The following is a 22909-nucleotide window of genomic DNA, read 5'->3' as shown; positions in this document are numbered from 1 at the left end:
TAGCCGAGAGAAGGAGCGACAGATGGCGACGTTCGTACTGGTGCCGGGCTTCTGGTTGGGGGCCTGGGCGTGGCGGGAGGTGACCGCGACCCTGCGCGCGCAGGGTCACGACGTGCACCCGATGACGCTGACCGGGCTGGCCGAGCGCGACCACCTGGCCGGGCCGGAGGTGAGCCTGGAGACGCACACCCGCGACATCGTCCGGCTGATCGAGGTCGAGGATCTGCGCGACGTGCTGCTGGTCGGGCACTCCGGCGGCGGCATGCCGGTCGCCCAGGCGGCGGATCGCATTCCGGACCGCATCGCCCGGGTGGTCTACGTGGAGAGTGGTCCGCTGCCCAACGGCACCGCGCAGTTCGACACAGTGCCCCCGGAGGAGCAGCAGCACCTGCGGGCCGCGATCGGCGACGGGCACCTGCTGCCGCCGCCGGCCTGGGATCCGGCCGCCGACCCGACCAACCTGGCCGGCCTGGACGAGCCGACGCTGGCCCTGCTCCGCGCCCAGGCCACCCCGCAGCCGCTGCGGGCCGCCACCGACCCGGTGCGGCGCACCGGCGGGCGTCCGGTGCCGACCGCACTGGTCGCCTGCACGTTTCCGCTGGCGGTGGTGGAGCAGATGATCAGCGAGGGCCACCCGTACTTCACCGGGTTGGCCGGTGGCAAGCTGTTCGCACTGCCCACCGGGCACTGGCCGATGCTCAGCGAGCCGAAGGCCCTGGCCGACGTGCTCGACGCCGCGGCCCGAGGCTGAGCGCGGCCCCGGGAAGGCACCCGTCGCCCGGCCGGTAGCTCACCGGCCGGGCCGACGTCAGCGGGGCAGCAGGGCGGTGATCTCGTCGACGATCGCCGCCGGGGCCCGCCCGTCGGTGGTCACCGTCGCGGTGGCGACCTCGGCGTAGAGCGGCCGGCGCTGGTCCATCAGGTGCTTGAGGGTGGCCCGCGGATTGAGCGCCAACAGCGGACGGCCGGTGCCGAGCCCGACCCGCTTCACCGCGTCGGGCAACTCGACCGAGAGGTGCACCACCCGGTGCCCCACCAGGGCGGCCCGGGTCTCCTCGGCCAGCACCGCGCCGCCGCCGAGGGCGAGCACGCCCGTGCCGGCAGCCAGCGCCGCGGCCACCGCGGCCCGCTCCAGGGTACGGAAGTGCGCCTCACCCTCATCGATGAAGATCTCCGGGATCGGCTTACCGGCCATCTGCTCGATGTCGGTGTCGGTGTCGCGGAACTCCACCCCGAGGGCGTCGGCGAGCGCCCGCCCGACGGTGGTCTTGCCGCAGCCGGGCGCGCCGACCAGCACGACGAGCGGGGCCATCAGCGGATGACCAGCGCGTCGAGGTATCCGGCCAGGTTGCGGCGGATCTCGGCGATCGAGTCCCCACCGAACTTCTCGGTGGCCGCCTCGGCGAGCACCAGCGCCACCATCGCCTCGGCGACGACCGCCGCGGCGGGCACCGCGCACACGTCGGACCGCTGGTTGATCGCGGTGGCCGGCTCGCCGGTCGTGACGTCCACGGTGGCCAGCGCCCGGTTGAGCGACGAGATCGGCTTCATCGCGGCGCGGACCCGCAACGGCTCACCGGTGGTGATGCCGCCCTCCAGCCCGCCGGCCCGGTCGGTGACCCGGCGGACGCCGGTGGCCGACGGAATGATCTCGTCGTGCGCCTGCGAGCCACGGGACCGGGCCTGCTGCCAGCCGTCACCGATCTCCACGCCCTTGATCGCCTGGATGGACATGAGCGCGGTGGCCAGTCGGGCGTCGAGCTTGCGGTCCCACTGCACGTGGCTGCCCAACCCCGGCGGCACCCCGTACGCCAGGACCTCGACCACTCCGCCGAGGGTGTCGGCGGCCTTCTTCGCGGCATCGACCTCGGCGACCATCAGGGCGCTGGCCTCCGCGTCGAGGCAGCGCAGCGGGTCGGCGTCGATGCGGGCGGCGTCGGACGGGGTGGGGCGCAGACCGGGCTTCGCGGCCACCGGGCCCAGCTCGACGACGTGCGAGACGATCTCGATGCCGAGCGCCTGACGGATCAGGGCCTTGGCGACCGCGCCGACGGCGACCCGGGCGGCGGTCTCCCGGGCGCTGGCGCGTTCCAGGATCGGCCGGGCGTCGGTGTGGCCGTACTTCTGCATGCCGGCCAGGTCGGCGTGGCCCGGCCGGGGGCGGGTCAGCGGGGCGTTGCGGGCCTGCCGGGCCAGCTCGTCGGGGTCGACCGGGTCGGCGGCCATCACGGTCTGCCACTTCGGCCACTCGGAGTTGCCGACCCGGATGGCCACCGGGCTGCCCAGGGTGACGCCGTGCCGCAGGCCGCCGAGCAGCTCGACCTCGTCGCGTTCGAACGACATCCGGGCGCCACGGCCGTAGCCCAGCCGCCGCCGGGCCAGCTCGTCGGCGATCACGGTGGTGGTCACCTCGATGCCGGCCGGCACCCCCTCCATCATCGCGACGAGGGCGGGACCGTGCGATTCACCTGCAGTCAGCCAGCGCAACACGTCGGTCAGTCTGTCACGGCCGGTGGCCGCCCCGCCGTGCTGCCTGGCGCGTCCCGCCCTGCGGACGCCGGCACCCGGCTGGAGACCGGGTGCCGGCGGCGGCTCAGATCCCCCGACCGCGCTTGTGCAGGGTGCGCAGCACCGCGTCGGCCCGGACCACCCGACCGGCGACGGCGAGGGCCAGGTAGGCGCGCGGCTCGCGCGGATTGCTGCGCAGGGTGCGTCGCGCCCAGCGCAAGGCGCCCCGGCGATCACCGGAGGCGGCCTGCGCGAACGCGATCTGCCCGGCGACGCGGGCCGCACCGGCCGGTTGGGTGGCGAACTCCGGGTAGCGCTCCAGCAACCACTGCAACGCCTCGGAGATGGTGTCCCACCGCTGCGCGAAGTACGAGCGCTTGTGCCAGCGGACCAGCACCGACGGCGTACGCAGGTTGATCAGCGGCGCGCTGCGCGCGGCCCGGAGCAGGAATTCGTAGTCCTCCGCGTAGCTGCCCGGGATCTCCTCGTCGACCAGACCGAAGCCGTCGCGCAGCGCGCTGGCGCGGATCAGGAAGGTCGACGGGTGCAGCTCCGTCATCCGGTCACGCAGCAGGTCGTCCAGGGTGATCCGGTCCTTGTCGAGCACCCGGTCGACGGTGTGCCCGTCGTAGCTGACGCGGATGCCGCAGCAGACGAACTCGGATTCCGGGTGGGCGGCCAGCGCGTCGACCTGGGCGGCCAGCTTGCCGGGCAGCCACTCGTCGTCGTCGTCGCAGAACGCGACCAGCTCACCGCCGGACGCGACGGTCCCGCTGTTGCGCGCACCAGCCAACCCCGGCGTACGGGAGTTGTGGATCACCCGCACCGCGCGGTCCGGCCCGGTCGCCAGCTCGGTCAGCGACTCGTCCGACGCGGACTGGTCGAACACCACCACGGCCTCGATCGAGCCCGGGTATTCCTGGGCCAGGATCGCGCGCACCGCTGCCCGCAGCAGCTCGGGACGGTCCCGGGTGGGCACCACGACGCTGACGCTGGGCTGCTGGGTCATCGGGTCTCCTTCGTGCCCGGACGTGGCCGGGACCGGACCCGCCACCGGGATGGGCGCGGGGTCGAACCGGCAACCAGGTCGTCGACGATCCGCCCGACCCGGGCCACCGCCGCCCGTCGCGCCTCGTGTGCGTCGGGGTCGGCGGCCACCGCGTACCGGGAAGGGTCGGCCAGCCCGGTCGTCAACGCGTCGTGCAGTGCCTCCCGGGTCTCGCAGAGCGCCACCAGCCCGGCCGCGCCGAGGCGGCGGGCGAAGAGAAGCTGGTGGTCGTCGACGTGCTCACCGCGCGTCGGGTCCCGGGGAACCACGATGGGCAGGTGGCCGTGCCGGCGGGCCTCCAGGATTGTCGCCGGGCCGCCGTGGCAGACCACCAGGTCGGCGTGGACCATCGCCTGCTGCAACTCGTCGTGGCCGAGGAACGGCACCGCGCCGGGCAGCGACGGCGCGTTCGTGTGCCCGTGCTGCACGGTCAGTCCGACCGGGGCGGTGACCTGCGCGTGCCACTGTGCCAGCCAGTCGACGAGCCGGTCGAAGGGGTGCTTGTCGGTGCCGACCGCCACCAGCAGCTTGAGCTGGGCCGTCGACGCGCTGTCGCGCTGACGCGGCAGGCGGGACGACTCCACTGTCGGCTGCGGACGCCGGGCGGTGCCCGTCTCCCCGGTCACAGCAGCGTCCCGACGACGGTCGCCTCGGGGTACTGCCGGCGCTGCTCGTCCCACTGCACGAGCATCGCGGACAGGAACGGGCGGCAGAGCCGGGCGGTCAGCGTCGGGGTGTCGATCCGGTCGTACACCTCGATGTAGACGGTCGGGATGCGCCGCAGCCGGGCCAGCACCACGAACGGCACCGCCACGCCGGCACCGGTGGTGACCACCGCGGCGACCCGCCGGGCCCGCAGGACCCGCCAGGCCAGCAGCGCGTTGCGCAGCAGGTTCGGCACGTTGCGGGTGGTCGGGTGGTGCGCGGGCACCAGATCCTCACCGTTGAGCAGGGACAGCGCCTCCGGGGTGTCAAAGGTGACCCAGCAGCGCTGCCACTGTTCGTACCAGGGCCGCAGGGCGAGTAGTTGGGCCAGGTGTCCGCCGCTGGATCCGACCAGCAGCAGCACCGGCGCCGTACCGTCATCGTTCTTCGTGTCCACGCGACTCCCCACAAGTTCGCTTGGAATTTCAGTTCACGCCACGCAGAAGCAGATCACACGTTCCCCGGTCCTTGAATAGCGCGACCGGACGAGATGTCGATCTCCACATCGGGCTGTCCGGCGCACCGATCGCCCGAGGACCCATCGACCGTCATCACCACCTGCGATTTTGTCGTCACTCTGCGCCGCATCCTCGACGCCGCGATTCCCCGGATCAGCCGCTATGTCTTTTCTCTATGACGTCCAGCAGTGCGGGATGCAGCGCGACGTTCCAGCCCGCGCCCGCGTCGGCCAGCCGCCACGTGCGCAACCACATCTCCACCAGGTACGCGTCCGCGACCAGCCGACGCTGCGCCGCGTCGAGGCCGAGTCGGTCGCCGTGCCGGCCCAGGTGCCCGTCGACGGCCGATGCCGCCGCGTCGGCCGACTCTCCCCGCAGCACCAGCGCCCGTTGGAACGCGTCGTGCGCCAGGTCGAACCCGATCGGCACGTCCGGACCGCTGTGCTCCCAGTCCCAGGCGACCAACTGGCCGGCATGCCAGCCCAGGTTCCATGGCACCCAGTCACCATGCCAGTGGCCGAACTCGACGCGGGTGTCGCCATGCCGGCGGCCCAGCGCGGAAACCGCGGCTACCGCCCGCGCACCGGCCGGCTCGACCGCGGCGGCCCGATCGGCCAGCCCGGCCAACCGGGTCAGGAAGGTGGAACCGGCCAGTGGTCGGGGCGCACCCGCCGGGCCGCCGCGTCGGGCGACCGCGAGCAGCGCCGCGATCCGTGGCGGGTCGTCGACCGGCACACCGCGTACGCCTGGTGGCAACGGCTCGATCACCGCGACCACCTGACCCGCCCACGCCGTCTCGGTGAGCAGCCCCGGCGGCGTCGGATGATCCGGCACGCCGGTCACCGCGCGCAACGCCCGCAGCGCCGCCGCCTCCGCGGTGACCAGCGCGCGGGTCGCGTCGTTCCAACCGATCTTCGCGTACCCGCGCGGACGACCATCGGCGGTGAAGAGTTGCAGGGTCGGCTTGGCGTTCGGGTCGGGTGGCCGCACCCCGCAGGCTGCCAGCAGCGGCGCGCCTCCCAGATCCGCGGCGAGCCGCTCGGTCAGCAGCAGCTCGGCCGCCGACGCTCCGGCGGGCACCGAGACGGTCAGCGTCGGAAAGGGGGCGAGGCCCACCTGACCGAACCGGGCCAGGCCGCCCAGCACCGCCCGTAGCGCGCGCACCTTCGGTGGCCGGAGGGCGTTGTACGCCAGCAGCGACGCCGCTCCGGCCCGGGATGAGCCCAGCGGCACCAGGAACCTCGCCCGGGCGATCGAGGGCACGACCGCGTACCGGGCCACCGCCTGGTGGCCGGCCGGCAGGGCACCGCCCACGGTCAGGCCGACCCGGTCGTCCGGGAAGACCGCGCGGCTCACCCAGCCCAGACCGTCCGCCCGCGAGCGCGGGTCCGTGGTCGGGCCCACCCTCGTCGTCACGCCGGACGGTCCGACCAGTCGAGGTCCAGCCCGAGCCGCTGACGCAACGCGTCGTTGTACGGCCGGTAGTAGTCGGTCAGCTCCGCGCGCACCGCCGGCTCCAACGGGGACGAGCGCCGGTCGTTGTAGACCTTGAAGTTGGGCAGGTCGTACGCCGGCAGCCCGAGGAAGTCGAGCGTGCGCCGATAGGTCGCGCGGGAGTCGCGGTAGAGGTCCTCGCTGGGCAGGAAGAGGATCTGCTGCCGGTCGAAGCGCTCCAACCACGGCTCCAGGTGTTCCAGGTAACGCCCCCGGGCCCGGTACGTGTACCAGTCGTACGCCTCGCTGAACGACTCCGGCTCCGCGATCAGCCGCTCCCGCTCCCCCGCCGTGCGCTCCGGCTCGGCGGCCAGCGCGTCGGGGAAGTCCAACGGCTCGATGCCGTGGGTGCGGCGTTCCTTCCAGTGCGAGTACGCCCGCTCCACCGGGTCCCGCAGCAGGACGATCAGCTTCACCGTCGGCATCAGCGCGGCGACCCGCTGCGCGGCGAGGGGGTGGAACATGTACAGCGGGGCTGCCTCACCGACCCGGACCGGCCCGCCGTGCCGCTTGGCCAGCGCGTCCCGGTGCCGCTCGGTCGGGAAGTGCGAGCGGTACCAGGACTCGCCGCGAGCCCAGTGCTCCTCGAAGTAGTGCGCCGACTTGGTGTTCCACGCGGGAAAGAGGCGCGGCACCAGCGGGTGCTGAATGAGGTAGTTCCACAGGGAGGTGGTGCCACCCCGCTTGGTGCCGATGATCAGGAAGTCCGGCAGCGGCCGGCGATCACTGGTGCGTACCCCGTAGTCGACCAGCGACTCCTTCACCCGGGTGGTCACCTGGGTCGGGACCAACTGCTTGACCCGGTCACGGATGGACGCCACGACGGACCTCACCTGCCTCTCGTCGATGCCGGAGTGGGCTCGGCGGCCGTGGCCGCGTTGTCCCCTGCACGGATCTGCCTCATGGTCCCCCGGATGCCGGCGCGCACCCGGGGCAACGTCAACATGCCGACGCAGCCGGCCAGCAGCACCGCCAGCGCCACCAACAGGCCGGGCAGGCCGCGACCGCCCGCCAGCACGCCGGCGCCGGCCGCCAATCCCACACCGGCGACCGTGACCGCCGCGGCGCGCACCATCGCGGCGTCGAACAGCGGCTCCCGAACCACCGACCGGGCGAACCCGGCGGCGGTGAGGTTCTCGGTGGCGATGCCCGCGGCCCAGGCCACCGCCGCGCCAGTGGCGCCGTGGCTGGGGATCAGCCAGAGGCCCAGCGAGACGGTCACCGTCAACCCGGCGACCGTGGCCACCAGGTGCAGTCCGCTGCGCCCACCCATCAGCAGCAGGCTCTGCACGTTGCCCACCCCGGTGTTGACCAGCATCGCCAGCGCGAGCACCGTCATCGCCGGCACGCCAGCGGTGAACTCCGGCCCGAACAGCTGGAGGAAGGCCAGCGCGAACACCGCCAGCAGCAGGTACACCGGCCAGGACAGCACCAGCCCCCAGATGGTCAACTGCCGGTGCACGGCCGCCGCCGCCGCCCGCTCGCCACGCCCGAGCAGCCGGGACAACTGCGGCGACACCGCCACCCGCAGGCCCTGCATGGCCAGTTGGCCGGCCAGCACGTACCGGCCGACCGCGCCGAACACGCCCGCGTCCGCCGGGCCGGCCAGCACCGAGGTGAGCAGCACACCCACCCACATGCTGCCCGCGTCGATGGCCGCCGAGGCGGCCCGGGGCAGCGCGAAGCGCCAGAACGTCGACCAGTCGGAGCGAACCGGGCGCAGCGTCGCGCCCCGGCCCAACCCGAGCGGGCCGGCGACGAGGATGAGGCAGGCCAGCAGCGCCAATGCCGCCGGCACCAACCAGCCGGTCATGCCGGCGAGCAGGCCGCCACCGGCGAGCGCGGCGGCGCCGACGAGCACCGGGCGGGCCACCGGCAGCAGGAGGAACTGCACCCCGACGTACGCCCGGATGGGTCGCACGCAGCGCAGCGCCGCCAGCAACAGGGTCATGGCGACCACCACCGGCACCGCGGCGAACGTGACGGTGAGCAACGCGTCGCCGCTCGCACCGGAACCGCCCAGCAGCCGGGGAGCGAGCGCGTCGGCGACCAGCACGCCGACCCCGGCGACCAGGAGCCCGGCCAGCAGCGGCGGGATCAGCGCCACCGGGAGCAGCCGCGCCGCGTCCCCGCGCACCCCGGCCGTACGGCGGGGCAGCGCCCACATCAGGCCAGTCTCCGCGCCGAGCGTGCACACCGCGGTGGCCACGGTGACCACTCCGATGGCGGCGAAGAACGCGCCCGCGCCGGCCGTGCCGTACCCCCGGGTGATCACCACGGCCAGCACGAAGCCGAACAGGCCGCTGGTGGCCGCGCCGAGCAGCCCGGCCACGCCGCTGCGGGCGCTGCGGCGGGTCTCGGCCGAGCCCGCGTCCGCCGCCACGGCGGCGGCCTGAGCCACCGGCTCGTCCGGGCCGACCGGCGTCGGGCCGACCGGAGGTCGGGTGGCGGCGGTCATGCGAGCACCACCGGGTCCCGCGTGGCGGGCGGTCGCGGTACGGCCAACCCGGTCAGCCGTTCGCGTTCGCTGAGCGCCATCGCGAAGGCGACAGCGAAGAACGCGACCGCCAGGTTCTGATTGGCCATGCCGTAGAACGGGACCTGGACCAGGCAGACCACCGGCACCACCGCCAACCACTGCCCGGCCGCCGAGGTCGCCCGCGCGCAGATCACCGCGGCGGCGACGAACCAGGCCAGGAAACAGATGAGCGCGGGCACGCCGTGGCTGAACAGCACCATCCACAGCTGACCCTGGGTGCCGATCGGCGCGGCCGCGGAGACGGTGTCGACGTTCACCGGCGCGCCGTAGCCCAACCACGGCGACTCCTGCACCCGGCGGATCACCTCCGTGTAGAGCGAGAGCCGGTCGGTGTTGGTGTCGCTGGAGTCGACCCGTTGGCTGATCAGGTCGGTGATCGGAATGAACAGCGTGGCCAACGCGCCGATCACCACCACCCCGACGATGGAGGCGGCGACCCGGACGTTGCCGCGCAGGCTGGCCCGCACCCCGAGCACCGCCAGCCCGGCGCCGAGGCTCAGGAACATCGCCCGGTTGAGGGTGAGGAACGCCGGCGCGAGCGACAACGGCAGCGACGCCAGCAACGCCCAGCGCAGCACCCCCCGCCGACGCAGCATCGCGTACGCGACCATGCACGGCAGGGTCATGGCGTACGCGCTGCCGTAGTTGTTCGTGTACGCGAACGGCGCGGCCGGTCGGTAGATCGGGTTCAGCGACCGGGCGCTGTATTCCGCCGTGGTCAGGTGCACCATGTCCTGGATGAACGGGGTGCCGGCCACCCCTGAAGGCAGCAGCACCTCCATCGGGGTGGTCATCGCCAACCGGGGCAGCAGCACCCCGAGCCAGCCCAGCGCCACCAGCCCGAACCAGAACGCGCAGAGCGGGGTGAGCACCGCCATCAGGCTGGCGCGTTCCCGCGCGGCGGCGTAGACGTAGACCCCGACCACCAGCGCGGTCAGGTAGAAGGCCAGGCGCAGCGCGAACGTCAGCAGCGAGGCGGGCGACGTGAGCTGGGTGGCACTGACCACCACGATGGCCAGGAACAGCAGCCAGATGCCCACCGCCGGCGGCAGCGGCACCCGACCCCGGGTGAGCAGCAACGCGAACAGCAGCGCACCCAGCAGGGGCCAGCCGAGGTAGAACGCGCCGAGCAGCCACCAGAGCGGCACCAGGCCGAACATCAGCGACAGCGGCCAGAGCGGCAGTCGGGGCGGCGCGGGCCGCGGCACCGGGGCGACGGCGGCCGGAGCGCCTCCGGGCGGCGGTTCGGTCGCCGGGGCGCGGGTGACCGACACCGTCAGGCCCGGCCGTTGCGCGTGAGCACGAAGCCCAGCGGGGTGACGCCGGCCGCGCGCAGCCGCTCCACGAGGCGGCGCAGGTCGCTCTGCCGGGTGCGGTCCCGCTCGACGACCACCACCGCGCTGCCCTGCCGGGCCACCGCGACGCCGCGCTCGTCGGACTCCGCGGGCGGGGCGTTGAACAGCACCAGGCCGTGGTCCGCACCCTGCCGCCAGGTGCCGAACCGGACGCTGCCCACGCCCACGGCCACCTCCTCCGGGTCGACGACCCGGCCGTTGTCCGGGCGGCCGGACGACACCCGGGGCAGTGTCAGCGTGGCGTCCGGGTCGGTGGACGGGCGGGCGCCGGGCGGGTGCGGCGAGGGCCGGCGGGGGGCCGTGCTGTCCGCGCCGCCAGCGGCGACCGTGGTGCTGCCGGCCGGGCGGGGCTTGGGCACCAGCGGCCGGGACGGGTCGATGGGCAGCCGCCCCCGGTCGGCGAGCACTGTGGCGCGCAGCCGCTCGGTGCGCCCGCTGTCGTCGGCGACGAAGACCTCACGACCGTCGGCGGCGAGCGCCACAGCGAGCCCCGCGGTGAGCGCGGTGGCGTCCTCCCGGGCGGTGAGCAGCGCCACCCGGGCGGGCTGACGGACCCGTTCGGCGACGGCCATCGCCACGTACCGGATGTCGGCGTCGACCGCCCGGGCGCTGCCCCGCAACGCCGGGCGGCGCACAGTGCCGAGCAGCGGCAGGCCGGTGGCGTCCCGCCCGTCGGCGACCGAACGGACCCGCCGGTCGGTCGACTCCCAGGCGTACGCCAGCACGATGCCGATCAGCGCCCCACCGAGCAGCCCGGCGACCAGATAGAGCGGTCGGTGCCCGGCGGAGGTGACCAGCGCCTTCTCGGCGGTCTGGGTGACCCACCCAGGGTTGACGTCCACTGCGGCGATCTCGGTACGGGCGGCGTTGAGCTGGGTGAGCTGGTTGTTGATCCCGGCCAGCTCGGCCACCAGCGCATCCCCGGCGGCGGTGTCCTTGGCGGTGTTCGCCCGCTTCTGCAGCGCGGTCTGCTGAGCGACGACCTTCGTGATGCTGTCGTCGTAGGAACGCAGCATCTCGGTGCGCTGCTGCTCGTACATCGTGCGTCGCACGTCCAGGTAGGCCTGGGCGGCCATGTTGGCGCTCTGCACCGCCCGCTGCGCTTCGCCCGCCTGGTAGGTGAAGCGCAGGATCTGCCCACCGGTGGGCACCTCGACCTCGAGCGCGTTGCGGATGTCGCGCGGGTCGCCGCCGGCGGAGTCGGCGAGCCGCTGCACCACCTCGGTGCCGGTGGCGATGCCGCTCTCCACGTTCATGTTGACCGCGCGGTCGGCGCCCGCGCCGCTGGGTGTGAACGCGTCGGTCACCACCGGCCGGACCGCCACCACGGCGCTCGCGCTCATCGCCGCAGGCACCAGCAGCACGTAGCCGAGCGCGGCGAGCAGACCGACCATCGCCACCGCCGCCACCAACCGCAGCCGGTGCATCGGCACCCGCAGCAGGTCGGTCAGTGTCACCGCGCCGGAGGTCCCGGAGGACGGGGCGTCGGTGGACCAGGGGCCGGGAGCTGCATCAGTCATGGAACTTCTTCACCGTCTGTTGAGGATTGCCGACGACCACGACGCCGGGTGCGACGTCCGTCCGGACCACAGTGGCCGCGCCCACGACGCTGTCCCGGCCGATCCGTACGCCCTTCATGACCAGGGCGTGCGCGCCGACCCACACGTTGTCCTCGAGGACGATCGGGGCGCGGGTGGCGGGGCCGGGAGGCGCGTGCCGCTGCGCGGGCGGCAGGTTGTGGAAGTCGTTGTCGAGCAGCTCGCAGTCCGACAGGAGGCACCGGTCCCCCACTGTCACCGACGTCCAGGTGCCGATCCAGGTCGCGTTGAGCAGACAGTCGGCGCCGACGCGAACCTCGCCGGGGCCCGCGAAGCGGACGAGCTTGTTCAACCGGGTGCGGTCACCGATGGTCACCCGCACGCCGCGGCGCAGCCGGATCCGACCACGGATCTCCACGTCCCGGCCGAGTGTCAGTCGCCGATAGCGGAGCCGGTACCAGCCGCGTTTGACCGCGAAGAGCAGACGCACCGCGCGTCTCGTACGGATGCCAGCGGCGCCGAGCAACGACCCTCCCCCACATCGCGGGGCCGGCGGCGGATGAACCACCGCCACCGGCCCAACGTGAACAATCTACCGATGCTCCGTTACGAACGGTTGACCGTTACTGTACGGAGAAGAATGTCGATGGGGTAGACCAGGACAACTCGGGCGTCGCCGTGCTGATCACAGTCGCCGTGGCACCATCGACCGCCGCGCTCGGCCCCGCCGTCGGGTCGAACGGCACGCTGCGCAGAGCGCCGTCAGTGGCACCGTAGACGATCCGGCCACCCACCCAGGCCATGCCACGCACCGTCGACCAGGTCACGCCAGTGGTCGGCAGGGTGAACTCGGTGGCACCGAGGTAGTTGCCATCGATCTCGAAGTAGCGGTAATAGAGACCGTTGGCCCCGGTACGGGTGTAGTAGAGCCGACCGTCGAGGAAGAAGGCGCCGGTCAGCAACGCCGGGTTGTACCAGTCGTTGTAGCCGGACGCCTCCCACGGAGAGCCGATCGCCCCACCGTTGAACAGCGACACGTCGATCCGGCTGCCGGTCGGCGTGCCGGCCACCGTGTGCGACCAGTAGATCCGGTCGTCCACCCGCCAGGTCGCGCCGGCCGCCGTGTACGCGGGCTGGCTGACCGTGGCCGGGGTGCCCAGGGCGACACCGTCGAACGGCACCTTCGCCACGGTGCCCGGAGCGGTGTTCACGTAGAGGTTGCCGGTGGTGGCGGCGGGCGGGTTCTTCGGGGTGAAGGTACGACCTCCGGCGAGCGGGAACATGCCGAGGCGGCCGTGGTATTCCTCGCCCATGCCATCGGAGTTGTGCCCGAAGTACAGGCCGTCCGAGCCTCGCCAGAGCACCGGCACCGACGAACCCCACGTGCTGGTGCCCGAGGGCATCGAGGCGCCGCCGCTACGGCGAGGGTTCCAGTTCACCGGCATACCGGTCGCCGGGGTGACGGCGGCGATGCCGAGCCGGTCGACAGCGCCCGCGCCCGCGTTGTCGCTGGCGTTCGGGTTGTTGAGCCAGCGGAAGTGCCCACCCAGGTAGATCACGTTGTCCGCGACCTCGACCGAGGTGATGGTGTCGTTGCCGGTGTAGTCGGCCCAGGTGGCGAGCTGACCGCTGCCCCGCGCGGCGGTCTCGAAGCGGACCAGGGCGTCGCAGTACGCGGCCGGCCAGCCGCTGCCGCCGTTGGTGCCGACCACGAACCAGCTGCCGTCGGCGCCGAACTTTACGTCCTGCACGTAGTGCACGAAGGTCGCCGGCGCCGCGCACGGCGCGATGAACTTGTCGGTGCTCCAGTCGATCAGCGTGGGTGTCGCGGAGACGTCCACCAGCGCCATCTGGTTGCGCGCCAGGCCGTTGACGAGCGTGAAGTTGCCGCCGACGGCCAGCGTGTTGCCGTCCGGGGTGACGTCGATGGTCCAGACGTACGACGTGGTGCTGTGCCGCCCGACGGTGGCGTCGATGACGAAGCTCGGGTCGATCGCGCCGGTGGTCGCGTTGAGCCGGCCGAGACCGGCGTGCGCGGTGCCGTTGAGCCAGTTGAACGCGCCGGCCACGTACAACCAGTTGCCGTGCAGCACCAGGTCACGGACCGTGCCGCCGTCGGAGCGCCCGACCCAGGTGTCGATGATCGCGCCGGTCGACGGGTTGAGCGCGACCAGGTTCTTGCGCGAGACGCCGTTGACGTTCTTGAAGGTGCCGCCGACGATCAGCGTGCCGCCCGGGCCGGCGACGAGCGTGTTGACCGCCCCGTCGAGCACCGGAAGGAACGTGGTGGACATGGTGCCGGTGGTCCGGTCGTACGCGAAGAGGTAGCGCTGGGTGACCCACGCGGAGCCGGCGGTCTGCCGGAGCTGGGTGAAGCTGCCGCCGACGAAGACGGTGTTGCCCACCTGCGCGAAGGCACGGGTCTCACCGTCTCGCGCGTGCGGAGTCACGTCGGCGGGGTTCGCCGACACCAGGGTTGCCGTCTCCGGGACCGGAACCACCGCAGCCGACGTGGGCGTGGGCACGCCCAGAACTGCGGCGACGATCGCCAACGCGACCACCCCCGCCCGAGCACGACGTCGTCCTGCAGAACGCCACAAGTGCGAGAGTTTGGGCACGCTTCGCCTCCAAGATGGATGAGAACCCGAGGTAGCGTGCCTCGTCCAGCCTGGTAAACAAAATCCGCCGATTGGGCGGTGCATGAATCTGCAAGCCGACAGAACGCCGGAGGTCGGATGCCCGACCCCGGCGAACGGCGTCCCGTCAGCGCGTCATGGTCGTCAGCGGCTCCCCCCGGTGGGCTGCCGCAGGTACGGGTCCTGACCGGCCTTCGCGAAGCCGGCCACTGCCGCGGCATTGTGGTTCATCGTCATGTCGCAGGTCGACGTCCGGCTGGTCATGCCGGCCGAGTTGAAGTAGATGGCGGCCTTGATCTTGGGATGCGCCTTCAGCGCCGCCGGGAACTCCTGGAACCAGCGCTGCTTGGCGCCCGGGTCGGCGGCGTCGAAGTTGGTGCCGAACTCGGCGAGCATCCGGGGCTTGCCGGCGCCGATACCGTTGTCGTCCAACCAGCGGTAGAAACCGCTCACCGTCGTGCTCGGGCTCTTCCACACGGTGCTGCCGTTGCAGACGTGGAAGTTGTACGGGTCGTAGGCCACCCAGTCGACGTACTGGTCACCGGGGTACAGGCCGGCGTACCGGGAGTAGTGGCCCGACCAGCCCATCATCGTCCAGACCCAGACCGCGTTGGTCGCGCCGGCCCGGGCGAACCGCTCGTGGACGTAGCGCCAGGCCCGGACGAAGTCGGCGTCGCTGCCCTTGTTCGGCTCGTCCTCGGGCTCGTGGTCGAAGCCCATGAAGACCGGCACCTTGGCGGCGCGGATACGGCCGGCGACCGCGTCGATGGTCTCGTCCTGCTTGCCGTTGTAGACGTCGGACCACTTCAGCGTGGTGCCAGCCGAGAAGTTGCGGGACTCCCAGGCGAAGAACATCAGCCGACCCTCGCGCATCTGCTGCTGCTCGTACGCGTCCGGGAAGGCGCCGTTGCTGCCGGCGTTGGAGAAGTCGTGGTAGCGGTGCACGATGTCGAACTTGCGGCCGACCTGCGCCTCCACGTCGGCGACGGCCTTGCCGTGGTCCCAGCCGCCGGCGGACCCGGCGGGCGAGTACATGCCCCACCACGCGCCGCAGGAGGGAACGAGCTTGGCCGACACGGACCCGCACTGGCCGGACGGAAGGGTGCCGCTCGCGCTCGGGGTCGCCGTCCGGCTCGGGGCGACGGTCGGCGAGGGCTTCGGCGAGGCGGTGGTCGGCGAGGCGCTCGGTGCCGGCGGCGGCGCGGGCCGGGTGGTCGTCACCGGCGACGGCCGGGACCCGAGGTCGTAGCTGATCACCAGGCTCGGGCGCAGATCCGGACTGCGGTTCTCGACCGACGCCCAGTAGATCCGGCTCTCCAGACCCGTCTGGGCCAGCGAGACCGTCCAGGTGCCGTTGCCGGTGACCAGCTTCGAGACGTCCCACTCGTTGAAGCCCTTGGACACACCGGTCACGCTGTCCAGCGCGTCGCCGGTCGCTGCCAGACCCGGCCGGGCCTCGCGGGCGCTCAGCGGCGAGGCGTGCGCCGTCACCGTGGCGGCGAACTGCTGCCAGGCGTGCACCCGCAGCGTCGCCCGGACGTTGACCGCGGCGGCCGGCACTGTGGTCACCGCGAACTCGATGACCGCCTCCCGGCCACCACGCGGGTTGCCGTCGCAGCGCGTCGGGCAGGTGGCCAGCGTCGTCTTGGCGGCGTTGTCCCCGTCCTGCGTCACCGCCGTCGCGGTGGTGTCCGCCACCGCCCGGATCGACAGGTCGTCGCTGGCCAGCAGCGGCATCATGGTCGCCACGATGCCTGCCACCACCGATCCGCCGACCACGCCGATGGCAATGGCCTTGCGCCGGGGTCCGGAGCGGAACCGGGTGATGCGGTGCAGTCCGTGCCTGGTCAAGGAAACTCCCTGTGTCTGCGTCCGTAACGGTGAGCAGCGTATCGATGACCAGGACTTGTCGCCGGGACGACAGTTTCCCGTAAGCGCGTCTTAACCGTCAGCTAAGAAAGTCGGCTGACGTCGCCTCCCCCAGCGCTTTCCGCATCGCCCCGACGGGGGCGACCACGCCGGTGAACTGCTCGAACTGACCGACCGCCTGCGCCAACAGGAGGTCCAAACCGGACACCAGCCGAAGGCCGGCCGCGGCGGCGGCAGCGGCCAGCGGCGTCGGCCACGGGTCGTAGATCGCGTCGAAGAGCACCCTCCCCGGCCGCCACGCCACCTCGCCGGCCAACGGGTCGGCGACCCCCTTCGGCACTGTGGAGACGACCAGGTCAGCGGGGGAGAGGCACCGGGGCGCGTCAGCCCAGCCGGCGGGGGTCAGCGCGACGCCCAGGGCATCGGCCACCGGCCGCAGCTCGTCGATCGCCTCCGGTCGGCGGGCGACCACCGTCACCGCCGGGCAGCCCAACTGGGCGGCGGCGGCCAGCGCGGCGCGGGCTGTGCCACCGGCGCCGAGCACCGTCACGGCGGCACCCGCGCTCACCCCGGCGGCGGTGAGCACCTGCACCATGCCGGCGACGTCGGTGTTGTCGGCATACCAGGAGCCGTCCGAACGGCGTACCAACGTGTTGGCCGCGCCGACGGCGGCGGCGACCGCGGATGCCTGCGCGGCCACGGCGAGCGCCGCCTCCTTGCCCGGCATGGTCACCGACAACCCGGCCCACTCCGGGCCCAGGCCGGCGACCAGATCCGGCAGCTCCGCCGCCGCGCACTCGATCCGGGTGTACGACCACCCGGTCAGACCGGCGGCGGCGTAACCGGCGGTGTGGATCACCGGGGAGAGGGAGTGCGCGATCGGTTTGCCCAGCACCGCGGCCCTACGGGTCGTATCGCCCGGGACCCCTGCCGTGTTCCGCATCAATCTCCGCCCTCCGCGATGTTCGGATCGACCCTACCCAGCACGCAGGCCACGCCACCAGAGAACGGGACCGCGGACAATGTTCGACGGCCCGACAATCGCTTGACGGCGATGCATTCTTACGGCGGTACGGCCGACCGAAAAAATGGGGGAAACCTTCAAACGCATTCTGCGTGCCCTTGTCGCGACTACCGCGGTCTTCAGTCTTTCGCTGATGATCGCCGCGCCCCCGTGCGGACGCCGCAGAGGGCAGCCGGTCGGACAACCACCAGCTCTGACCTGGCGCGAGGCGTACGGCGTCGTCAACCGGAACACCGGCTACAACGGCACATTCGCGCTGCGAAAGCAGAACAGCAACGGCGTGTGGGCGCTCCTGAACGCGCACCCGTTCGTTGACCGGAACGAGTCACTGACAATGGCGCAACAAATGCGTCAGCGCTGACTCAAAAAAGCTCCCTTCCCGACGAGACCGCAGTTTCGGTCACCGTCGGGAAGGGAGCCTTTCTGGTCGTGCCACGGCCGGTCAGATGATGCCGGCCTCCCGGGCCTTGGCCTCGTTGCGCTGGTGCTGCTCGTACGTCTCGGCGAACTCGGAGTGGCCCTGCTTGTCGATCGCCACGAAGTAGAGCCACTTGCCCGTCGGCGGGGCCATCGCCCCTTCCAGGGCCTGCTTACCCGGGTTGTTGATCGGGGTGGGCACCAGACCCCGCAGCTTACGGTTGTACGGGTTCCTCTGGTCGTCCAACTCGGCCGCCGTCATCTGCTTGGACGACTTGGTCGGCTTGCCGATCGACTCCAGGTAGTAGTTGACCGTGACGTCCATCTCCAGGCAGTTGCAGTTGAACTCGCCGTACACCCGGTTGTACGCCACCCGGGCGACCTTGCCGAGGTCGTCCTTGTTACCCGCCTCGGCCTGGGCCAGGGACGAGACGATCAGCGCCTCGTAGGGGCTGACCTTGCGTTCCTTCTGCACCCGGTCGGCGAACTTCATCTCCTCGGTCACGGTGAGGAAGTTGTCCACCATCAGCTTGAGGATGCTCTCCGCGGTGGCCTTCGGCGGGATCTCGTACGTGTCCGGGTAGAGGAAGCCCTCGACGGACTTGACGACCTTCTTGCCGTCCTCGCGCTTGAACCACCAGTCCGGAACGCCGAGCGCCTCCGGGTCCTTCGCGGCTGCCTCGAACTCCTTGACCGGGATCTTGGTCTTGTCGGAGAGCAGCTTGTAGATGTTCTTGGCGGTGAGGCCCTCGCGGATGGTGAGCCCGTTGACGATCTTGTTCTTCAGGTCGAGCATCGCGGTGACGGCACTCTCGCCGCTCATCTGCTTGCGCAGCTTGTACGTGCCCGGCTGGATGTTCTTGCTGCGGGAGTTGGCCTCGGCCGCCTCGATGAACGCCTTCTGGCTCTTCACCACGTCGGCCGCGACGAGGGCGTCCGCCATGTCGGCGATCAGCGCCCCGTTCTTGATCTCGACGGTGATCTCACCGGACCCGGCACCGTCGTAGTCGGGGGTGACGAAGTAGTTCTGGATGCGGTCGAAGCCGTAGAACGCGCCACCACCGATGCCGCCCAGCAGGACCAGGGCCATCAGCAGAGCCAGGAACGTCTTGCCCCGGCCGCCGCCACCGGACTTACCGTTGCGCTTGCGGAAGCCGCGCCGATGCCGGCCTTTCTCCCCCCGCTCCGGCTCGTCGAACCCAAGGTCCAGATCGTCGATCATTACGTCCGCCTCCGCTGCGCATCCAGCCAGCTCTGCAGGATCTCCACCGCGGCCGCCTGGTCGACAACCGCACGTTGACGTTTACCTCGGACGCCACGCTCGGCAAGCCTACGAGAAGCGACCACGGTCGACATCCTCTCGTCAGTGAGCGTTACCGGGACGGGCGCTATCACATCGACCAGTCGGTCAGCGTACGCCTTCACATGGACGGCCGCAGGGCCATGCTTGCCCGCGAGATTGACCGGAAGGCCGACGACAACCACAACGGCCTCGTGCTCGGCCACCAGCGCGGCCAACTCGGCGAGGTCGCTCGGCACCGCGTCCGGCGCCGCCGTCAGATCACGGGCCAGCGTGACCAGCGGCGTTGCCAGGATCCCGTCCGGATCCGAGCGGGAGACCCCCACCCGCACCTGACCGACATCCACACCGATCCGCACACCGCGCTTGAACTCAACCACCGACGGTCACCACCCGGTGGGTACGAACCAGGGCGGACCAGATGGCCCGCCCTGGCTGAGAGTGATCGCCCATCACGCCTCGGTGATCGCCTTCTCGACGGTGAGCAGCAGGTTCGGAGCCTCGGTCGCCGGCAGTCCGCCACCCTGGGCCAGGTCCGGGCTGCCACCGCCGCGCCCGGAGAACGCCGCCTTCACGAGCTCCGACGCGGCCAGGCCACGGCTGCGGGCGGCCGCGTTGACCGCCACCACCAGGGACGCCTTGCCGTTCGACCGGGCCGCCACCGCGACCACCGCCGGCCGCGCCGGGTCGATCTTGCCGCGAATCTCCTGAGCCAGGGTCCGCACGTCGTTACCGGCCGCGCCCTCCGGCGCCTCGGTGCCCACGTACGCGACCCCGCGCACGTCCTTGGCCTGCGCGGCGAGCGCCGCCGCACCACCCAGCACCAGCTGGGCACGCAGCTTCTCCAGCTCCTTCTCCGCGTCCCGGAGCTGGGTGACGGTCTGCTCCACCCGGTCGGCGACCTGGTCGTTGGGCACCCTGTACAGCTCCGCCAACCGGGAGACCAGCAGGTGCTCACGGGCCAGGAAGCCGAAGGCGTCCATGCCGACCAGCGCCTCGACCCGGCGGACGCCGGAGCCGATGGACGACTCGGAGAGGATCTTCACGAGGCCGAGCTGGGCCGAGCGGGCCACGTGCGTGCCGCCGCACAGCTCCCGGGCGTAGTCGCCCACCTCGACGACCCGCACCTCCTCGCCGTACTTCTCGCCGAAGAGCGCCATCGCGCCGATCCGCCGCGCCTCGTCCAGCGAGGTGATGAAGGCGTGCACCTCCAGGTCGGCCAGGAGCACCTCGTTGACCTGCTGCTCCACGTCCCGCAGGACGGTCGGCGACACCCCGGTCGGGGTGTTGAAGTCGAACCGGAGCCGACCGGGCGCGTTCAGCGACCCCGCCTGGGTCGCCGACTCACCGAGGAAGTTGCGCATGGTCTGGTGCACCAGGTGCGTGGCGGTGTGTGACCGGGAGATCGCCCGCCGCCGGGTCGTGTCGATCTCGGCGTAGCCGGCCTCACCGGCGCGCACCTCACCCCGGATCACCCGGGCGCGGTGCACGATCAGGCCGGGCACCGGCTGCTGCACGTCGAGCACCTCGACCTGCCCACCACCGACGGTGATCATGCCCTGGTCGGGCTGCTGACCACCGCCCTCGGCGTAGAACGGCGTCGTGTCGAGAACCAGCTCGATGGTGTCGCCCTCGGTCGCCGCCTGGCGCGGACCGTCGGCACCGAGCAGCGCCCGGACCGTCGACTCGCGGGCCACCTCGCTGTAGCCGGTGAACGTCACCGGGCCACCCGAGTCGAGCACCGACCGGTACGCCGACAGGTCGGTGTGACCGGTCTTGCGGGCCTGCGCGTCCGCCTTCGCCCGGGTCCGCTGGTCGGCCATCAGCCGCCGGAACCCCTCGTCGTCCACCTGGAGGCCCTGCTCGGCGGCGATCTCCAGGGTCAGGTCGATCGGGAAGCCGTACGTGTCGTGCAGCTGGAACGCCTTCGCCCCGGACAGCGAGCTGCCTCCCGCGGTGCGGGTCTCGGCGATCGCGGTGTCCAGGATCGTCGTGCCGGCACGCAGGGTGGACAGGAACGCCTCCTCCTCCGCGTACGCGTAGTCCGCGATCCGGTCGAAGTCGGTCGCCAGTTCCGGGTACGACGGGGCCATGCAGTCGCGGGCCACCGGCAGCAGCTCGGGCAGCGCGCGATCCTGCCAGCCGAGCAGCCGGATCGACCGGATCGCCCGGCGCATGATCCGGCGGAGCACGTAGCCGCGCCCCTCGTTGGACGGGGTCACGCCGTCGCCGATCAGCATCAGCGCCGTGCGCACGTGGTCGGCGATCACCCGCAGCCGGACGTCGTCCGGGTGCGACTCGCTGGCCACGTGCCCGGAGTGCGCGCCGTACCGCTTACCGGTCAGCTCCGCCGCCCGCGCCAGGATCGGCCGGACCTCGTCGATCTCGTACAGGTTGTCGACGCCCTGCAGGATCGAGGCCATCCGCTCCAGGCCCATGCCGGTGTCGATGTTCTTCGCCGGCAGGTCACCCAGGATCGGGTAGTCCTCCTTGGTGGTGCCCGGGCCCCGCTCGAACTGCATGAACACGAGATTCCAGTACTCCATGTACCGGTCCTCGTCGACCGCCGGGCCGCCCTCCCGGCCGTACTCCGGGCCCCGGTCGTAGAACAGCTCCGACGACGGGCCGCACGGCCCGGGAATGCCCATCGACCAGAAGTTGTCCGCCTTGCCCCGGCGGACGATCCGATCGGCCGGCACACCCACCGACCGCCAGATCTCGTACGCCTCGTCGTCGTCGAGGTAGATCGTCGGCCAGATCCGCTCGGGGTCCAGCCCGTAGCCACCCTCGGCGATCGGCTTCGTGGACAGCTCCCAGGCCAGCGGGATCGCGCCGGCCTTGAAGTAGTCACCGAAGGAGAAGTTGCCGTTCATCTGGAAGAACGTGCCGTGCCTGCTGGTCTTGCCGACCTCGTCGATGTCCGGGGTGCGCAGGCACTTCTGCACACTGACCGCCCGCTGGTACGGGGGAGTCTGCTGCCCCAGGAAGTACGGCACGAACTGCACCATGCCGGCGTTGACGAACAACAGGTTCGGGTCGCTGATGGCGGGCAGCGGAGCGGACGGCACCACGGTGTGGCCATTCGCCTCGAAGTGCGCGAGGTACCGTCGCTTGATCTCCGCCGTCTTCATCGCTGGTGTTCCTCCGGAAAGATTTCCCGATCACCGATCCGCGGGTCTTCCCGCAGCTCGGCGAACTGATCGTCGAACGCCTCGCCCTGGGCGAACGCCTGGTGGATCTCCTGCTCGCGCTCGGCCATGCCGACCCGCACGTCCTCCACGAAGCTACGCAGCGACTCGACCAGCCCGCCAGCGGATTCCGTCAACGTGCTGGCGATGCCGGCCGGTGTGTACGCCTGGGCGGTCCGGGTCGCCTTGCGGACCACGATCACACCGACGGCCACTCCGATACCGAGCCAGAACAGACGCCTCATGTCTCGTTACCTCCTGGTGCGCGGCCGGTCAGCGGTTGCCGCGCCGCGCGGCCCGCCGCTGCTGCTTGATGGTGTCGCGGACCTCACGCTCGGTCTCGGCGTGCCGACGGCCGGCGGCGGCCTTGCGCACGCTGTAGCCGAACGCGGCCACCTTGACCAGCGGGTTGGCAGCCGCCGCGGAGACCACGGTGGCCAGGTTGGCGACGTTGGCGGTGACGTTCTGCGCGTGGCTGGTCATCGTGTCGACCTTCGCCAGCTGCAGGTTGACACCGTCGAGCGAGGTCTGCACCTGCTCCAGCGCCGTGTTGACGTTCTTCACAGTGGTGTTCACGTCACCGAGCAGCGGCGCTGTCCGGTCGTTGAGGTCGTTGATCATGCGGGTGGTGGCGTCAACCGTGTGCCGCAACCGCAGGATGGGCAGCGTCAGAATGAGCACCAGCACCGCGAACGCGCACGCCGCGATCAGCGCCGCGATGGCTCCAATGTCGCCCACGCCTGTCCTCCTCAAGCAGAGTTCCGCAGGACCCGACGTCCTCGGAACGCACAACGATGGCACCCGTACCGGTCGTCGAGTCGTCGACGCTC

At 71.7% G+C, this 22909-nt stretch carries 21 protein-coding genes; 2 read left to right on the top strand and 19 right to left on the bottom strand.

Annotated features, from left to right (window positions below):
- The first annotated feature begins 22 nt into the window (after nt 1-22).
- Nucleotides 23-751 carry an alpha/beta fold hydrolase gene (locus CLT68_RS17740; RefSeq protein WP_099852259.1) on the top strand — a complete coding sequence of 243 codons (729 nt, stop codon included), beginning with the start codon at nt 23-25 and terminating at the stop codon, nt 749-751.
- Nucleotides 752-808: 57 nt separating this feature from the next.
- On the opposite strand, the gene CLT68_RS17735 is transcribed toward CLT68_RS17740, so the two are convergent.
- From CLT68_RS17735 to CLT68_RS17670, 14 genes are all read right to left on the bottom strand, one after another.
- Nucleotides 809-1312 carry a shikimate kinase gene (locus CLT68_RS17735; RefSeq protein ID WP_099852257.1) on the bottom strand — a complete coding sequence of 168 codons (504 nt, stop codon included), beginning with the start codon at nt 1310-1312 and terminating at the stop codon, nt 809-811.
- Nucleotides 1312-2490: a chorismate synthase gene (gene aroC, locus CLT68_RS17730; protein ID WP_099852256.1), complete on the bottom strand. Its 1179-nt coding sequence runs from the start codon at nt 2488-2490 to the stop codon at nt 1312-1314. Before aroC ends, CLT68_RS17735 begins: the two co-directional genes overlap by 1 nt.
- 103 nt (nt 2491-2593) lie before the next feature.
- On the bottom strand, nt 2594-3517 hold the full coding sequence (locus tag CLT68_RS17725) for a glycosyltransferase family 2 protein (protein ID WP_099852254.1): 924 nt from the start codon (nt 3515-3517) through the stop codon (nt 2594-2596).
- Nucleotides 3514-4182: a glycosyltransferase gene (locus CLT68_RS17720; protein ID WP_099852253.1), complete on the bottom strand. Its 669-nt coding sequence runs from the start codon at nt 4180-4182 to the stop codon at nt 3514-3516. The genes CLT68_RS17725 and CLT68_RS17720 overlap by 4 nt, the downstream gene beginning before the upstream one ends.
- Nucleotides 4179-4658, bottom strand: a complete 480-nt coding sequence (locus CLT68_RS17715; protein WP_088947445.1) for a glycosyltransferase family 28 protein — start codon at nt 4656-4658, stop codon at nt 4179-4181. Before CLT68_RS17715 ends, CLT68_RS17720 begins: the two co-directional genes overlap by 4 nt.
- A 214-nt stretch (nt 4659-4872) precedes the next feature.
- The gene (locus CLT68_RS17710; protein ID WP_099852251.1) at nt 4873-6135 is read right to left on the bottom strand and encodes a phosphotransferase; all 1263 of its coding nucleotides are present in this window, start codon (nt 6133-6135) and stop codon (nt 4873-4875) included.
- Nucleotides 6132-7034, bottom strand: coding sequence for a sulfotransferase domain-containing protein (locus CLT68_RS17705; protein ID WP_099857290.1), 903 nt, complete (start codon nt 7032-7034; stop codon nt 6132-6134). Before CLT68_RS17705 ends, CLT68_RS17710 begins: the two co-directional genes overlap by 4 nt.
- Before the next feature lie 8 nt (nt 7035-7042).
- Entirely contained in the window at nt 7043-8671 is a 1629-nt protein-coding gene (locus CLT68_RS17700) for a lipopolysaccharide biosynthesis protein (protein WP_486482213.1), read from the bottom strand.
- Nucleotides 8668-9960: an O-antigen ligase family protein gene (locus CLT68_RS17695; protein WP_486482439.1), complete on the bottom strand. Its 1293-nt coding sequence runs from the start codon at nt 9958-9960 to the stop codon at nt 8668-8670. Before CLT68_RS17695 ends, CLT68_RS17700 begins: the two co-directional genes overlap by 4 nt.
- Nucleotides 9961-10028: 68 nt before the next feature.
- Nucleotides 10029-11627: a lipopolysaccharide biosynthesis protein gene (locus CLT68_RS17690; RefSeq protein WP_099852249.1), complete on the bottom strand. Its 1599-nt coding sequence runs from the start codon at nt 11625-11627 to the stop codon at nt 10029-10031.
- A complete protein-coding gene (locus tag CLT68_RS17685; protein WP_231927317.1) occupies nt 11620-12135 on the bottom strand; it encodes an acyltransferase in 516 nt (171 codons plus the stop codon). Before CLT68_RS17685 ends, CLT68_RS17690 begins: the two co-directional genes overlap by 8 nt.
- Nucleotides 12136-12268: 133 nt before the next feature.
- The gene (locus CLT68_RS17680; RefSeq protein ID WP_099852247.1) at nt 12269-14206 is read right to left on the bottom strand and encodes a hypothetical protein; all 1938 of its coding nucleotides are present in this window, start codon (nt 14204-14206) and stop codon (nt 12269-12271) included.
- A gap of 219 nt (nt 14207-14425) precedes the next feature.
- Nucleotides 14426-16132: a glycoside hydrolase gene (locus CLT68_RS17675; RefSeq protein WP_099852245.1), complete on the bottom strand. Its 1707-nt coding sequence runs from the start codon at nt 16130-16132 to the stop codon at nt 14426-14428.
- A gap of 97 nt (nt 16133-16229) precedes the next feature.
- Nucleotides 16230-17093 (bottom strand): shikimate dehydrogenase, encoded by an 864-nt coding sequence (locus tag CLT68_RS17670; RefSeq protein ID WP_099852244.1) that lies wholly within the window; start codon nt 17091-17093, stop codon nt 16230-16232.
- 145 nt (nt 17094-17238) lie between these two features.
- Here CLT68_RS17670 and CLT68_RS17665 point away from each other — a divergent pair, with 145 nt between their 5' ends.
- Complete coding sequence (locus CLT68_RS17665; RefSeq protein ID WP_099852242.1) at nt 17239-17535, top strand: hypothetical protein; 297 nt, start codon at nt 17239-17241, stop codon at nt 17533-17535.
- An 81-nt stretch (nt 17536-17616) separates the two neighbouring features.
- On the opposite strand, the gene mltG is transcribed toward CLT68_RS17665, so the two are convergent.
- The 5 genes from mltG to CLT68_RS17640 all read right to left on the bottom strand — a co-directional run bounded on the left by mltG (nt 17617) and on the right by CLT68_RS17640 (nt 22817).
- Nucleotides 17617-18813 (bottom strand): endolytic transglycosylase MltG, encoded by a 1197-nt coding sequence (mltG, locus tag CLT68_RS17660; protein WP_099852241.1) that lies wholly within the window; start codon nt 18811-18813, stop codon nt 17617-17619.
- Entirely contained in the window at nt 18813-19271 is a 459-nt protein-coding gene (gene ruvX / locus CLT68_RS17655) for a Holliday junction resolvase RuvX (RefSeq protein WP_088947438.1), read from the bottom strand. Before ruvX ends, mltG begins: the two co-directional genes overlap by 1 nt.
- A 72-nt stretch (nt 19272-19343) precedes the next feature.
- Complete coding sequence (gene alaS, locus CLT68_RS17650) at nt 19344-22022, bottom strand: alanine--tRNA ligase (RefSeq protein WP_099852239.1); 2679 nt, start codon at nt 22020-22022, stop codon at nt 19344-19346.
- A complete protein-coding gene (locus CLT68_RS17645; RefSeq protein ID WP_088947436.1) occupies nt 22019-22324 on the bottom strand; it encodes a hypothetical protein in 306 nt (101 codons plus the stop codon). Before CLT68_RS17645 ends, alaS begins: the two co-directional genes overlap by 4 nt.
- A 28-nt stretch (nt 22325-22352) precedes the next feature.
- Nucleotides 22353-22817, bottom strand: coding sequence for a DUF948 domain-containing protein (locus tag CLT68_RS17640; RefSeq protein WP_088947435.1), 465 nt, complete (start codon nt 22815-22817; stop codon nt 22353-22355).
- Nucleotides 22818-22909 lie beyond the last annotated feature (92 nt).

It is taken from the genome of Micromonospora sp. CNZ299 (assembly GCF_002754415.1).
The sequence above is the reverse complement of the archived record's forward strand: the minus strand, read 5'-3'. Positions and strand labels throughout refer to the sequence as shown.

Coding starts and splice junctions, on each gene's coding strand:
- CLT68_RS17740 (WP_099852259.1), top strand. CDS start 23: ATGGCGACGTTCGTACTGGTGCCGGGCTTCTGGTTGGGGGCCTGGGCG.
- CLT68_RS17735 (WP_099852257.1), bottom strand. CDS start 1,312: ATGGCCCCGCTCGTCGTGCTGGTCGGCGCGCCCGGCTGCGGCAAGACC.
- CLT68_RS17725 (WP_099852254.1), bottom strand. CDS start 3,517: ATGACCCAGCAGCCCAGCGTCAGCGTCGTGGTGCCCACCCGGGACCGT.
- CLT68_RS17700 (WP_486482213.1), bottom strand. CDS start 8,671: ATGACCGCCGCCACCCGACCTCCGGTCGGCCCGACGCCGGTCGGCCCG.
- CLT68_RS17690 (WP_099852249.1), bottom strand. CDS start 11,627: ATGACTGATGCAGCTCCCGGCCCCTGGTCCACCGACGCCCCGTCCTCC.
- CLT68_RS17670 (WP_099852244.1), bottom strand. CDS start 17,093: ATGCGGAACACGGCAGGGGTCCCGGGCGATACGACCCGTAGGGCCGCG.
- CLT68_RS17665 (WP_099852242.1), top strand. CDS start 17,239: ATGGGGGAAACCTTCAAACGCATTCTGCGTGCCCTTGTCGCGACTACC.
- mltG (WP_099852241.1), bottom strand. CDS start 18,813: ATGATCGACGATCTGGACCTTGGGTTCGACGAGCCGGAGCGGGGGGAG.
- alaS (WP_099852239.1), bottom strand. CDS start 22,022: ATGAAGACGGCGGAGATCAAGCGACGGTACCTCGCGCACTTCGAGGCG.
- CLT68_RS17645 (WP_088947436.1), bottom strand. CDS start 22,324: ATGAGGCGTCTGTTCTGGCTCGGTATCGGAGTGGCCGTCGGTGTGATC.